The 12,905-nt window shown below is 52.7% G+C and carries 12 protein-coding genes and 1 pseudogene; 5 read left to right on the top strand and 8 right to left on the bottom strand.

Annotated features, from left to right (window positions below; all coding sequences use genetic code 11):
• Together KP702_RS15710 and KP702_RS15705 are read right to left on the bottom strand one after the other, a co-directional pair.
• The coding region (locus KP702_RS15710) for a VOC family protein (protein WP_215769354.1) at positions 1 to 270 on the bottom strand (270 nt) is incomplete at its 3' end.
• 346 nt (positions 271 to 616) lie between these two features.
• The gene (locus KP702_RS15705) at positions 617 to 1,528 is read right to left on the bottom strand and encodes an AraC family transcriptional regulator (RefSeq protein ID WP_215769353.1); all 912 of its coding nucleotides are present in this window, start codon (positions 1,526 to 1,528) and stop codon (positions 617 to 619) included.
• A 95-nt stretch (positions 1,529 to 1,623) separates the two neighbouring features.
• Between KP702_RS15705 and KP702_RS15700 the strand changes: the two genes are divergently transcribed.
• Entirely contained in the window at positions 1,624 to 2,451 is an 828-nt protein-coding gene (locus KP702_RS15700; RefSeq protein WP_215769352.1) for an oxidoreductase, read from the top strand.
• Positions 2,452 to 2,600: 149 nt separating this feature from the next.
• On the opposite strand, the gene KP702_RS15695 is transcribed toward KP702_RS15700, so the two are convergent.
• The gene (locus KP702_RS15695; protein WP_034880305.1) at positions 2,601 to 3,257 is read right to left on the bottom strand and encodes a TetR/AcrR family transcriptional regulator; all 657 of its coding nucleotides are present in this window, start codon (positions 3,255 to 3,257) and stop codon (positions 2,601 to 2,603) included.
• A 108-nt stretch (positions 3,258 to 3,365) separates the two neighbouring features.
• Here KP702_RS15695 and KP702_RS15690 point away from each other — a divergent pair, with 108 nt between their 5' ends.
• Positions 3,366 to 3,932, top strand: a complete 567-nt coding sequence (locus KP702_RS15690; protein WP_023942400.1) for a hydrolase — start codon at positions 3,366 to 3,368, stop codon at positions 3,930 to 3,932.
• A 48-nt stretch (positions 3,933 to 3,980) separates the two neighbouring features.
• Positions 3,981 to 5,399 carry a DHA2 family efflux MFS transporter permease subunit gene (locus tag KP702_RS15685; protein WP_215769351.1) on the top strand — a complete coding sequence of 473 codons (1,419 nt, stop codon included), beginning with the start codon at positions 3,981 to 3,983 and terminating at the stop codon, positions 5,397 to 5,399.
• A 252-nt stretch (positions 5,400 to 5,651) separates the two neighbouring features.
• Here the strand turns inward: KP702_RS15685 and KP702_RS15680 are convergent, their stop codons facing one another.
• On the bottom strand, positions 5,652 to 7,220 hold the full coding sequence (locus tag KP702_RS15680) for a P-loop ATPase, Sll1717 family (protein WP_215769350.1): 1,569 nt from the start codon (positions 7,218 to 7,220) through the stop codon (positions 5,652 to 5,654).
• Positions 7,221 to 8,267: 1,047 nt separating this feature from the next.
• On the opposite strand from KP702_RS15680, the gene KP702_RS15675 reads away from it, so the two are divergent.
• The gene (locus KP702_RS15675) at positions 8,268 to 8,564 is read left to right on the top strand and encodes a DNA-binding transcriptional regulator (protein ID WP_023942406.1); all 297 of its coding nucleotides are present in this window, start codon (positions 8,268 to 8,270) and stop codon (positions 8,562 to 8,564) included.
• 338 nt (positions 8,565 to 8,902) lie between these two features.
• On the opposite strand, the gene KP702_RS15670 is transcribed toward KP702_RS15675, so the two are convergent.
• The 3 genes from KP702_RS15670 to KP702_RS15660 all read right to left on the bottom strand — a co-directional run bounded on the left by KP702_RS15670 (position 8,903) and on the right by KP702_RS15660 (position 12,155).
• Positions 8,903 to 9,958: a thioredoxin family protein gene (locus tag KP702_RS15670; protein WP_215769349.1), complete on the bottom strand. Its 1,056-nt coding sequence runs from the start codon at positions 9,956 to 9,958 to the stop codon at positions 8,903 to 8,905.
• A gap of 79 nt (positions 9,959 to 10,037) precedes the next feature.
• Positions 10,038 to 11,489, bottom strand: a complete 1,452-nt coding sequence (locus KP702_RS15665) for a PLP-dependent aminotransferase family protein (protein ID WP_023942408.1) — start codon at positions 11,487 to 11,489, stop codon at positions 10,038 to 10,040.
• A 15-nt stretch (positions 11,490 to 11,504) separates the two neighbouring features.
• On the bottom strand, positions 11,505 to 12,155 hold the full coding sequence (locus KP702_RS15660) for an FMN-dependent NADH-azoreductase (protein WP_215769348.1): 651 nt from the start codon (positions 12,153 to 12,155) through the stop codon (positions 11,505 to 11,507).
• A gap of 219 nt (positions 12,156 to 12,374) precedes the next feature.
• Between KP702_RS15660 and KP702_RS15655 the strand changes: the two genes are divergently transcribed.
• Positions 12,375 to 12,674 (top strand): transposase, encoded by a 300-nt coding sequence (locus KP702_RS15655; RefSeq protein ID WP_023942410.1) that lies wholly within the window; start codon positions 12,375 to 12,377, stop codon positions 12,672 to 12,674.
• On the opposite strand, the pseudogene KP702_RS15650 reads toward KP702_RS15655, so the two are convergent.
• Positions 12,643 to 12,905, bottom strand: a pseudogene (locus KP702_RS15650) (integrase core domain-containing protein); the annotation flags it as partial. The gene KP702_RS15655 and the pseudogene KP702_RS15650 sit on opposite strands and share 32 nt — an antisense overlap.

Below are 12,905 nucleotides of genomic sequence, written 5' to 3'. Positions count from 1 at the left end.
ATCGGCGCTTAGGCGCTCATAGAGAGCATCGACGTCCTCGCGAGACTTCTGGATGAAACCAATGTGCAGGACGTCGAATTGCCTGGGGTAATCAAAGCCTTCGAGCTTGTTATCGAAATGATTGACGATCAGAACCAGCCCATCATTGTCCTGCATGATGGCCATTTTGATCCCACGCACAACGAGAGTGCGCAGGCCGAAATACTGTTCGAACATTACGCGATCAGCCTCAGTATCGTGGCTGTAGAGATTGATATGGTTCAGCTTCATGACTGTGTCTTTCCGTTGGTGAGACGGACACGAGCCGATCGCAATCTGGACAACGACGACCGACCACGGGCGAGGCCTATCCTCGTCGTGTCCGGCCATGGCCAAGAACGGGTTTATTCGCTCAAGCGTGACTGTCTCTCCAGAGAGACCACAGGTTGTCACCATACCTGCATCGCTGTCTTTTTAGGCAAACACGACTTTGCTGATGCTAGCAGCAGCGGTCAAGCACCATCTTCAGTTATGTCCGCTTCATAAAACCATATTGGACAACGAAAATGACCAGCAAGAACGCGGTTATCGCCTGTCTGCTAAGGAATCGGCCATTGCCGGTCGCTAGGTTTGCGCGTCAAGCCTGTGTTAGTTCTCCCAGATGTTCTCGCATCCATTTGGCCTCCTCACTTGGGGTGCGATGAAAGTGGCGTTTGAAATCCCGGCTGAACTGGGCAGGACTGGCATAGCCGACTTCTGAGGCGATCGTTGCAAGTGTGCCCTGACGTCGTGCGATCATCAGCCTGGCTTCGTGCAGCCGCAGCGCCTTGAGATATTGAATCGGGGTGTTCCCGGTGAGGCGCTTAAAGCCGACGTGATATGACGGAACGCTCATACCGGCTGTTACAGCAAGTTCCGGAACCGATAGACCTTCTTTGTAGCGTTCGCGGATCAGCGTCAGACTCTGCACGATCCTGTCTGTCGTGCCATTGCGACGCAAGGCTGCCATCAGCGATCCGCCCTGAGGCCCGACCAGGATGCGATAATGCAATTCACGCAATAGCCCCGGGCCGAGAATAGTGAGTTCCTGGAGATGATGGAGAGCATGAAGCAGGCGTTGAAGTACATTTGTCATGGCGGGTGCCATTCGACTTGAAATCAGACTTCGCGCCTGCATTCTTTCGTCATGACTGGCTTGTCCATTCAGTGTGGTCGCTATTTCAGCAGCAAGATGCAGGTCAAAATCGAAGTAAATGGCGAGCAGAGGCTGAGCAGGGCTGGCCTGTGAAGCCATCCGGAAAGGCAGAGGGACCGAAACGGCAAGATAATGCTCGGTATCATATCGGTAGATCTCACCATTGAGGAAACCCTGCTTGAATCCCTGCAGTACGAAAGCCGCACCAGGGCGATAAAGGACCGGCACATCTTCGAGGACAGTCTCAGAACGCAGGATACGGACACTCGGGAAAGACGTGGCGTTGTAGCCAGATCGCGGTGCGAGTTCCGCAGCCAGTGCGAGGAGTGACGGGGTATCTGATTGATGATTCATAGGATCAGGCAAGGATATTAGAGAAATTACAGTATAGAGCAGGGTAATACCCTATTATTGGTCAAGGCATGAACGAAATTCAGTCGAGCAGAGCCATGCCACAGAAAACCTTCTTTATTACGGGTGCCAACTCGGGATTTGGGTTAGCCATTGCCCAGGCTGCCCTTGAGGCCGGTCATCGGGTGATTGGTACGGTCCGATCGCAAACCGCAAGAGTGTCCTTACTGGAGCGACTGCAGGATGCTCGAGTGGTCCTGTGTGACGTCACCGAGTTCGACCGTATCCCCGCCATCGTCGCACAGGCAGAAGAAGACCATGGTCCAGTCGACGTACTCATCAACAATGCCGGTTATGGGCATGAAGGGGTTCTGGAGGAATCTCCTCTCGAAGAAATGCGCCGCCAGTTCGACGTTAATGTCTTCGGAACTGTTGCGATTGCCAGGGCCTTCCTGCCGCGTTTTCGCGAACGCCGTCGCGGGTTCATTGTGAACGTGACGTCGATGGGTGGTCTGATCACGATGCCTGGCCTGGCGTCTTACTGTGGTAGCAAATTCGCTTTGCAGGGCATTTCGGAGGTCATGCGCGCGGAAATGGCGCCTTTTGGGGTTCATGTCACCGCGCTATGCCCTGGATCATTCCGCACGGACTGGGCCGGGCGTTCAATGGTCAGGACCGAACGCTCAATTACAGACCATAATGCTCTGTTCGATCCGATCCGGACTGCACGACACGAGAAGGACGGTAAACAATTGGGCGATCCAGCGAAACTCGCCGCCGCAGTGCTCCGACTCATTGCGTCGGACGCGTCGCCACCGCAACTCCTGCTGGGCAGCGATGCTCTACAACTGGTTCGTGAACGTCTCTCTCGTCTGGAAAGAGAGATCGCAGACTGGGAAGAATTAACCCGATCGACAGACGAGTAATATTTCTGAAGACCGATGGCGGATATCAAAAGTTGGGTTTTCCGAGCTAAATGTCCAAAAAAGAAGGCGCAAGCTCCCACGGCATCTCGCTCTCCGGGATAGCGCCAAGGCTCCTAGGTCGTGGGGCGAGTATTGCACCATTCTGCGAATTATGGCTCTGCGTCCGTTATGCTGCCTGGGGCACGCCGAAACGGCTCTAGCCGATCCGCTAGATAGAGACGGTGCATCCGTCGCAATTCGTCAGGCGCGCCAGGCGTCGTGGGGGCGTCCTGCGCCAGCATGCCGCGCAACACTTTCATAGTGTTTAGAACGATCGCAGCAATATCTCTCGCTAGTGCGTCCTCCAACTCTGGCGCACAGACACGCAATGCTGCCGCAATTCCGGCTATGGCATGTCCTCGTGCACGATCACGGATCTCCATCTTGTCAGTCCGTGCCTCCATCAGCGCAGACAGGGATTTCACGCGAGGATGAAGCGTGACAAGCAGTTCGATCAGAACGTCTGCCAGAGCGTCCGGCGAGAGCATGGCTGCACGTTTGGCGAGTGCCGCGTATTCGTCTTCCAGAACGGCGATATGCCGCTGCACAAGAGCATCCGCCACAGCCTCCTTGTTCGGAAAGAAGCGATAAAGCGAGCCGATCTTCGCCCCGGCGCGCGCGGCGATCTCCGCCATGGTCGTCGCCTCGTAACCTCGTTCGGCCATGAGATCGGACGCGGCCTCCAGCAATTCCTCGACGCGCTGACGCCCAGCCGCGCGCAGCGGCTGAAGAGGTGTCCGTTTACTCCTTGACGAACTTGAGTTCATACTCAAATAATGCTCCTGCTTGAGTGTCTACTCAACTTACTAACGTTTCCGCGTGTTCCGGACAACGGTTCGGGATGGCGGTCGAACGTCAACAGGGAAGGTCTTGCCATGATTTCACTCCCAGCCACCAGGACGGCCCTCGTCCTGATCGATCTCCAGAAGGGTATCACGGGGCTTCCCCTGGCTCCGACACAGGGGGGTGCGATTGTTGAGCGATCGAAAGACCTTGCAACGCGTTTCCGGGCTACCGGCGCACCGGTCATTCTGGTTAATGTAGCGTTTGCGCCAGATTTCGCCGACGCCGTGCATGCGATTGTCGATCGCTCCTTTTCACCGCCTGGCGGCTTCGCACCAGACTGGGCAGAACTGGTTGAGGGGCTTGCCGAACCGACCGATCTGCGTGTCACGAAACGGCAATGGGGTGCCTTCTACGGCACGGATCTCGATCTTCAGTTGCGGCGACGTGGTATCACGACCATCGTGCTCGGCGGAATTGCCACCAATCTGGGGGTAGAATCTACCGCCAGAGCGGCGCATGAGCATGGATACAACGTCGTGCTCGTCGAGGATGTCATGTCAACATTCACAGAAGACATGCAGCGCTTTGCCTGCGAGGAGATTTTTCCTCGCCTCGGCCGGGTGACGACGAGCGACGCGATCGCGCTGGATGCGTAAACGCATGTCTCATGGCTGCGCGTCTCGCAGTCCCCATCGAGATCATTCATGAACGCCAGAACGACGTCGCCAGGCTCAGACCCGGATCAACTGCCTCCGGGAATCTGGAAAATCGTGAGCGTCGCGGCGATCGGATCTTTCATGGCGCAACTGGACGCCACGATCGTCAATGTGTCGCTCCCCGATCTCGTTACGACCCTGCACGCGCCGTTTTCACACATACAGTGGGTGGTCAGCGGCTATCTGCTGGCGCTCGCCCTGACGTTGCCGCTAAATGGATGGCTCGTAAGCCGCCTCGGGGGACGAGCGGTTTATTTATGGTGCTTCGGTGCCTTCACGCTGACATCAGGCCTGTGCGCGCTGGCGTGGTCTGCGCCGTCACTGATCGCATTCCGTCTGCTGCAAGGCATGTCGGGCGGTCTGCTTGCTCCTATGGCGCAGATGACGGTTGCTCGTGTCGCAGGCCGACAGATGCCGAGGGTTGCGAGCGCAATGACGGCACCTGTTCTGCTCGCGCCGCTTCTTGGACCCGTCGCAGCCGGTGCCATTCTCTCCGTCGCGTCCTGGCGATGGATCTTTCTTCTCAATGTTCCGGTCGGGCTTGCGGCTCTTGTCCTTGCCGTTCTGTTTCTTCCTGACGATCGGCATGACGAGCGCCCCCGTCCACTTGACCTGACAGGGCTAGGATTTCTCGCACCCGCTCTCGTCTCGTTTCTCTACGGCATGGATCATGTCGCCCGGCTTTATGGACAGGCGACTTTAGGCGCGTCCCTCGTGCTGTTCGTCCTGTATGTCCGATCCGCGCGACGCAAGGGCGATGACGCGCTGATCGACCTGCGCCTGCTGCGTGCGCCTGCTTTTTCGGTGTCGGCGATCATCATGTTTCTGACGAACGGGGTGTCGTTCGCTGGTCAGATGCTTCTACCCGTATGGCTGATCCATGCCTGCGGTGTCTCGCCCGAGCGGACGGGCCTGTTCATGGCCCCCCTGGGTCTGGGGATGATGTGCGTCTATCCGCTCATTGGCCGTCTGAGTGACCGGTTTGACGCGCGCGATCTGACCGGTTGCGGGGCTCTTTTGTCCTTTGTCGGAACAGTGGTCTTGATGGTGCTCGCCTATCACGGTCTGAACGTCACCCTGCTGACCATAGCATTGTTATTGCGTGGCGGCGGCGGGGGTGCCGTCGGCATTCCGGCAATGAGCGCGGGATACGCTTCGATCGCACGCAAGGATATTCCGATGGCGACGACCGCGCTGAACATCATGCAAAGGATTGGCGGGCCGACATTGATTACAGCATGCGCCACGTTCCTTGGGTGGCGGCTTGCGACGGTCGGCCCCTCCCATGCCGGATCGGAAGCTTATGCCGAAACATTTGCATTGCTCGCGTTATTCCACGGCGCTCTGTTTCTCACCACGCGTTTCATCAAGTCTTCAGAGAGGAAACGCCAGTTCAGAGTGAACTGAACCTGTCGGGCATGGATGCTCACCTGAGTGAATAAAAGTCACTCAAGCAAGTTTGGCCAGCGTCGTCCGCTCTGAGATCACTCGTTTGTGCTTCGGATTATCCGACATGTAGGCTAAGCGGACCTTCTGCTTACGCCTTCACATCGGACATTCCTGAACTCAATATGATTTTCATATAGCGGACTAAATGATGTGCTCTCCTTTTGCATTCACACAAAAAAAGAGCGTGCGTCCTTTGATAGATTACTCAGTTCACCTGTTAGAATTTCTTCTTCTTCGGTTGCCCGCTGGTCTTTTTGTCGCCAACCCAGAATATTTTCCGTCTTCTGTTTGAAGAAAAACTAAATAGTCTCTATAGGCAGTATTTATTTCCCAAAGGTATTTTTGCAGATCATTCCACCTTGCCTTACTTACTAAAAATGCATCATTTTCAGGATCCAAATGTTTGAACCCATCTCTGGTATCAATATCAGAAGATCGCGCATTAATTACTTTCTCTTGGTAGAAGAATTGCCATAATTCGAAGGCTTGTATTTCATTTCCCGGGCGAATGGTCTTTCCAAATAATGTTGTGGTAAATTTAGATGGTATTTTTTTAAAGTGCTCTAACGTTTTCTCTGCACTCATAGTAAATCCTGCATGATCATATTCTGCGGAAGCAAATGTTTTTAGTATTTCTAAGGCTTGAGGACATTCAATTGTTGTCTCTTGCCCAAATTGATCTGAAATATTTTTTGAAAAAATGGGCATAACATCAATGAAAACTTTCTGATCAATCTTTTCTTTTCTTTTGCTCAATGCCTCTTTAGCTAGCGCAGAGATTAGTTGAATTGTATCACGAGGACGTTCTCTGGAACGGACGGTAATGAGATTTTCCCACGTTCGCAATTCACTGCTTTGAGGAGCATGTGCTTTTTTTTCATCAAAAAAATCATCATAAATCGTATCATCTTCAGTATTTTTATTTGAGGCGAGACTCAATCTCCTGCGCACAATCCTGCTAATATGTTCGCGAGTGCCGTACATATTAACAACAAGGTTTCTGAAATGGTCAGCCTGGTCGCGTTGTCCTGTTTCGTCTCGTTGAAGTCTAACCCAGACTTCGCTCCTCAACGTGACTATGCACTTTAATTCAGGAATTTTTTCCGCTATTCTGCGAGCAGCAAGAATGATAGCCCAAACTCTATTCAAATGAGAAGAATTATCTGGGTTTGATATTTGATCGGTATCGTCAATAAAAAGGTAGAAACTCTTTTTTCCAACAATTTTTTGTGCTGACAACTCTACATCTGAGCGTGTAGTCTCAGTGAGATGAGGAAATGCCGAACCCAAGTCAATCTTGGTTGGTCCTTTCGCAATTTCTGCAATAAACTTTCCAATTCTACCAGGAAAATCCGACTTTCTGGCATTTGCGTCGACGGCCGCATAATATAAATTGGCATAGTCACCATCAAACCATCCGCTATTTTCTTCGGATATCTTTTTTGCGACTGCTATTAGAAGGATGTCATAGAAAGCTCTGACCATATCTCCAGTGGAAGAATTTGTAGCCAATCCAGAAGTATCTATATCAAATGGTGTAAGTGAGACTGTTGGAATTCCTTGAGAATTTGTCAATCGAGATGAAAAATCAAGTAGCGCACTCTTACCACTTCCTTTCTCACCAACAAGTAAGATGGGATTACCTGGAATTGGAGATATTATTTGTTTAAATTCATCTGCATATATAAATACTTTATCAAGTATAGATCTTTCTCCTTCAGCCGTCCCTGTTGGAAAATATTGTAGAATTTTATCAAGATTATCAGTTTTTGAATTCATTATTACAACATCCTGAAGTATAGTATTTTGAATGAAAACGCATATACATTTATACGATAAAAAAACCGAAAAGACAAATTGTGACACATTATATTGAAGCGGTGATGGCCCGTTAATTTATTGATAGAAATTCAAAAAAAAATCAAGCTATTGATCAAACTAGACGGCTTTATTAATTGCGGAATGATAATTGAGGCTTAATTAAATTAATGGAATTAAAGATATGATGCGTGGAATAATGAGTTAAATATCATCATTTCGTAACGTCCACTTTAGGAAGTCTTAAAGTGGAATGAATATTTTTAGTGCGAATATAGGCTTTTCTTTGCAGAATACTCAATCCACGATAGTCTGCTTACCCCCAAAGTCAGCCGCAACCCAGAGAAATGATTTCGAGCCTGCGTGAGTTGGAATATTTCTCGCAAAGAGGACCAGAGACGATCAGGCTGCCGCTCCGAGAGCAGACTTTATCCGGGCATAAGCATCCGTGGAACACGCTTCGAAAAGACCTTTGCGGGTCTTTTTTGTGTCCCGTACCCTAGTGTCTGAGAATAGGAAAAAACGGACATGAGTCTTATGGTGGAAAACTGCCGGTTTTGGAGATTTGGTGCAGTTTGTGGACTGCTGTTTGTCTGAATACCCGTCATATCGCTCGTCTCTCTGAGCTATGCGCCGTTGACGTATATGTCATTGGCATATATTCTATTGTGAATGTCAAAGCTGCAGACCGTTGTCGAACTGCCTGAATTCATAAAGCGGGCAAAAGCCCTGATATCAGACGACGATCGTATGGCTCTGACTAACATACTCGCTGTGATGCCAGATGCTGGCATTTCTTTAGGCGGTCTACGAAAGGTTCGCTTTTCCCGCGAGGGTGGAGGGAAGAGGGGAGGGTACAAAACTCTCTACGTTTTTGGTGGAAGTATAGATGCCTCTGTTTTTCCTGACCGTTCTTGCCAAAAACGGGAAAGACAATCTGACGAGATCTGAACAGGCTGCCTTGGTAGACTTGAACAGGACGCTTGTTGCGAAATACGGAGAACCATCATGAGCGCTTATGACAGCATTCTGCAGGGGCTGAATGAAGCTCTCGCCTATTCGGAAGTCCCGGTGGAGGACAGCGTGACCCACCAGGTCCGTATTCCGTCGGTTGACGTGGCGGCCATCAGAACCCGGACCGGACTCTCTCAGGCCCAGTTTGCCAGAAGCATCGGGGTCGCCAAGGGGACCCTTTTGAACTGGGAACATGGCCGTCGTCAGCCAACCGGACCAGCCCAGGTTTTGCTAGCGATGTTGGATAAGCGGCCGTCGCTGGTGAGTGAGCTGCTTTCTGCAGCGCGCTGAGACAACACAGGTCCCGATACCGCTCATTCAGAAGACCGTTATGGGGAAAAGCAGACGATCTGCTAACGAGTCATATGAACGTGATAGCTGACGTCCATTGCAGCACCGCTTCTCAAATCTAAGTTCGTTGAAGAAGACATCTGCTGCTTGGATAGGCGTCGATCAGGTCTGTACGAGAAAGCGCTCAGCAATAAGACTACTGGCCGGAGGTGATACGGATCTTTCAGGATTTATGAATCTTCCTACGCCTATCGAGCCACACTAAAATTGCAGAATAGGAACTGAGTTAGCCGCATTTATGAGAAGAAATGAGGGCTAGCACGTACACTTAATTCGGTTCATGGCGTTTTTTGAGTAAATGCTTCGATCTGAGCGCCCAAATCAGGGCGGGACCCATCGAGCATTTTGGCTAGCCGTCCATCCTTGTTAATCAAGGCCACGGCAGGGATCTGTCGAATACCGAACCTCGTAAAGGCTTGATTGTTTTCATCCAGAAGTATCTGAAATCCGGGACCAAACAGGGTGCGGAACGAAGCCATATCTGCTGGTTCAGTCCAGAGTTTCGCGCCGATAACTGTCCAGTCGAGCCTGGAGTTTGTGACAAGTTTCTGTGCAATTTCTCGTGTGCGGGCACAGTTTCGGGCGGTCGGCGGATCCATGGTAGAAAGATAGCTTTCACACCAAGGCGCGGTAAACAGAACGACCTGAGGCTTTGCCGCGCCCTCTGGACGTAAGGGCACTGCAGCCTGCCTAGCATCGCTCAGTGTCAGAGTTGGTACTTCGGCTCCAACGACCAGAGGCGGGGTAGGTGTGACATCCGCAAATTGAAGGTGCGCTGTTGTACGGGGCTTGGCGACAACGCGTTCAAGTGCCGCCTCGAGTGCTGCACCATCCTGATGGCCGAGATAGGCCAGTCGACCATCACGGTCGATCAGCACATGAAGAGGCGTGGCGCGGATATGGAGCCAGTCGCTCAGCCTTCCATCATCGACCACAACTGGCATGGTTAGCCCTGCTTTTCTGACGAAACTAACGATTTTGTCGTGTTTTTCTCCAAAACCGATATCCACGGCAACAATGCTCATGCGTGACTTATAACGCTGATAGAGCTGCTCAAACCCGGGCATCTGGGCACGACAGGGAATACAATAGGTCGCCCAGAGCTTGAGATAGACCGGGCCTTTGTGAGCCAGTTTCACAAGGTCCAGTGTCTGGCCATCCAGTGTTTGCCAGCTTAGGCCAGGGACAGACTTACCTATCATCTGAGAGAGGGTCGGATCTTCAGCGACGAAAGCAGGGTCTGGCGCGGGAGATGTATTCGCCCACGCAGAGTGAGGCGCAGACGTTATGAGAAGCGCTGCGAGAGCCACAAGTCCATATCGAAATCCAGGCATGAGGGAGGTCCGTATCGTTGTTGGAGAAAACACATAGCGCGGGACAAACAGCGCCTTAACAATCGCTGGCAAAGAGCTGCTACAGCGTCGAGTGCATCAAGGTGAGGAGTTGTCGGCAATCGGCTTCGACCCGTTCCGCACGAACGTTGGCAACGCCAAGCAACACGCCAGATCTTGCTCGTGAGCCCTTGGCAAACCATGCGGAGAGAGGCGTTACCCCAAGAGACACAGTCTGTGCCTGATGCGCCAGTTGAACGTCATCAAAGCCGGAGGGCAAAGGCAGTATAAGCGACAGGCCAGCGCTTTGCGACAACGAGGCGCCGCATCCCAGCAACGTATTGCGTAACAGCTCGCGGCGTTCGGTGTAGATCTGGCGTGTACGACGCAGATGTCTGAAATAATGTCCCTCGCGCATAAAATGCGTTAAGGCGATCTGTACGGCGTTGTTAGGCGGCGTTGCGAGCCACCAGGCTGTCTCGGTCAAGCGCTTTACGAGTGCCTGGGGGGCGACAACAAAGCCAAGTCCGATCATGGGAGCGAGTGTTTTACTGAATGTTCCGATATGGATGACACGGTCGGCGCCGTCGCCCGCAGCAAGTGCTGGGGACGCTTGGCCATCCAAGTGAAGCTCAGCCAGATAATCATCCTCAATGATCCAGCTGTTGTTTTGCCTGGCCCAGTCAAGCAGAGCTCTGCGTCTTTCGAGACTCAGTGAGACACCCGTTGGAGCCTGCTGACCAGGTGTGACGAGCGCCAAAGCTGCTGCAGGCGCTATAGTATGTCCAAGTTCCACATCCAGCCCCTCGCGATCCACGGCTACAGGCACGGGATGTACACCTGCGCTTTCGAGCGCCAGACGCGTGATCGGAAAACCCGGGTCTTCTACCCATGCCTGCTTTCCAGCGGAATCGATGGCCCGCAGCACCATGGCGAGCCCACTCCTGAACCCGGTCGTAATCAGTATCTGCTCTGGCGAGCAGTGCACCCCCCGCGCAAGAGCAAGATGAGAGGCGAGCGCGGCCCGTAATTCCGGCAGACCACACGGATCCATCACGCCAGTATTCAGCGCCGAGGCCTGTACCCCTCGCCGGTGCATCCGAGACCAGAGAGTAGCCGGAAAAGCGTCATGCGCGGGAACACCCATTTGAAAAGCAAGTGGGCGGTCGGCTCTTTGCTGGAATAAAGCCAGCGGACCATCATCAATGGAGGTGACCCCACCTGGCCCAGAACTGTGCTGGATTGCGGGAGGCATGGGCATTAAAATCGGGAGGACTTCTACCACGCGCGTTCCAGCAGTTTTTGTGGCGCAAAGGAGCCCGCGATCGATCAGTCTGTCATAAGCTGTGCGCACCGTCCCGCGTGCAACGCCTAACTGAGTCGCAAGGTCACGCCAGGATGGAAGGCGACTTCCTGCCGGAAGAACTCCCGAAAATATGGCTCTCTCAACATGCAGGGCAATCTGTTCGTTCAGGGAGTGTGCACTCTGCCTGTTGAGTGTAATTGCGGCAAGCGGAGCGAATAGGTCGGTCATGTCAGACACACAGCTTCATGCGTTGTCCCCAATCTGGAGGTTTTCCTGTTGAGCCTGGTGTTCTGTAAAGAAACCGCACTTCAAGTCTGAGAGAACCTGTTTGAGTTCTGCGTCCTGTTCGGATTTGCAACGAACAGCTGTGCCCTGCACAGACACAAAGTGCAAATCATAAAGCCCGATGCAATTCAGGATCGCCTTTAGGTAGGGGGTGAAAAAATCGGGCTGCTGTGCACCGTCACCGAAGATCATGCCGCCGGCGGCAACGCCGATAAATACGGGTCGATCTTTGACGAGCCCCACTTTGCCGCTGGGACCCACGGTGAAGGTCCGGTTCACGCGCACGACGTGGTCGAGCCAGGATTTGAGCGCAGCAGGTACTGTAAAATTATGCACGGGCGTACCCACCACCAGGATATCGGCTGTCTCGATTTCCCGAATCAGAATATCGGACAGCGCAGTCGTGCCCCGCGCCGTGCTCCCACTGTTTTTAGGGGGACTGGTGAGCAGCGTTGCATAGTCTACATCGAGGGGAGAAAGAGTACTGATATCACGCATGACCACATTTGCTCTAGGCCAGAGCGTAGAGAGCCGCGTGACAATTCCCGCTGAGACAAGGCGGCTTTGCCCGTCAGGGCGGGGGCTACAATCGATATGAAGAATCTGCAACGAGTGGCACCGTATGGTCTAGGAACGTATCTGTGTCATCGTCCCATCGGTCATGCGGCGACAGGCCCAAGAATGTACTATTTGAGTGTACCAAGTCCTTTGGTCATGCCGTAGTAGACAAATGTTTCGCTCTTAGGGCACGTTGACAAAAGATCTATACGATCAGCCTGAGATCTGATTCACTTGCTGCCTGTGGGATAAGGAGCAGGGAGAAACGGCATGGCACGAGGCGATCTGACGGATGAGGAATGGACGATGATTGGTCCGCTTCTGCCGCCTGAGCGCGGACGTTGGGCTCGACCAGCCGGAGACAATCGCCTGTTTCTCAATGGTATGGTGCATGTTCTGCGCACAGGCTGTCCATGGCGGGACATGCATGAGCGCTACGGCAAATGGAACTCGGTCTATGTTCGGTTCCGGCGTTGGGCTGAACAGGGTGTCTGGGATGCCCTACTGCAAACCCTGGTAGACCTGGGACTGACTGATTGTTTGGTCCCGGAGTTTGATGGGTTGGATTGATGATGATCTTTCTGGCTCTGAAGTCCAGATTTTGCAGACGTATTCGTAAGGGATGAGGCCACTGAGGATCTTGGGGCTTCGTCCGTAGTTGTAGTTGAGGTGTGTCCTCAACTGCTCATGGCTGTCGTAATGGAAGCGTTTGACGGTTGCTTCCTTGATTGTCCGGTTCATCCGCTCAACCTGACCGTTCGTCCAGGGATGATTGGGTTTCGTCAGACGATGTTCGATCCC

This window comes from Gluconobacter sp. P5B12 (genome assembly GCF_018812035.1).
GTDB lineage: Bacteria > Pseudomonadota > Alphaproteobacteria > Acetobacterales > Acetobacteraceae > Gluconobacter.
Note: the sequence above shows the minus strand (reverse complement) of the source record. Positions and strands in the feature narration are given on the sequence as shown.

What these genes read in the sequence shown, in the direction of transcription:
- KP702_RS15705 (WP_215769353.1), bottom strand. Translation starts at nt 1,528, where the DNA reads ATGAATCATCAATCAGATACCCCGTCACTCCTCGCACTGGCTGCGGAA.
- KP702_RS15700 (WP_215769352.1), top strand. Translation starts at nt 1,624, where the DNA reads ATGCCACAGAAAACCTTCTTTATTACGGGTGCCAACTCGGGATTTGGG.
- KP702_RS15695 (WP_034880305.1), bottom strand. Translation starts at nt 3,257, where the DNA reads ATGAACTCAAGTTCGTCAAGGAGTAAACGGACACCTCTTCAGCCGCTG.
- KP702_RS15690 (WP_023942400.1), top strand. Translation starts at nt 3,366, where the DNA reads ATGATTTCACTCCCAGCCACCAGGACGGCCCTCGTCCTGATCGATCTC.
- KP702_RS15685 (WP_215769351.1), top strand. Translation starts at nt 3,981, where the DNA reads ATGAACGCCAGAACGACGTCGCCAGGCTCAGACCCGGATCAACTGCCT.
- KP702_RS15680 (WP_215769350.1), bottom strand. Translation starts at nt 7,220, where the DNA reads ATGAATTCAAAAACTGATAATCTTGATAAAATTCTACAATATTTTCCA.
- KP702_RS15675 (WP_023942406.1), top strand. Translation starts at nt 8,268, where the DNA reads ATGAGCGCTTATGACAGCATTCTGCAGGGGCTGAATGAAGCTCTCGCC.
- KP702_RS15670 (WP_215769349.1), bottom strand. Translation starts at nt 9,958, where the DNA reads ATGCCTGGATTTCGATATGGACTTGTGGCTCTCGCAGCGCTTCTCATA.
- KP702_RS15665 (WP_023942408.1), bottom strand. Translation starts at nt 11,489, where the DNA reads ATGACCGACCTATTCGCTCCGCTTGCCGCAATTACACTCAACAGGCAG.
- KP702_RS15655 (WP_023942410.1), top strand. Translation starts at nt 12,375, where the DNA reads ATGGCACGAGGCGATCTGACGGATGAGGAATGGACGATGATTGGTCCG.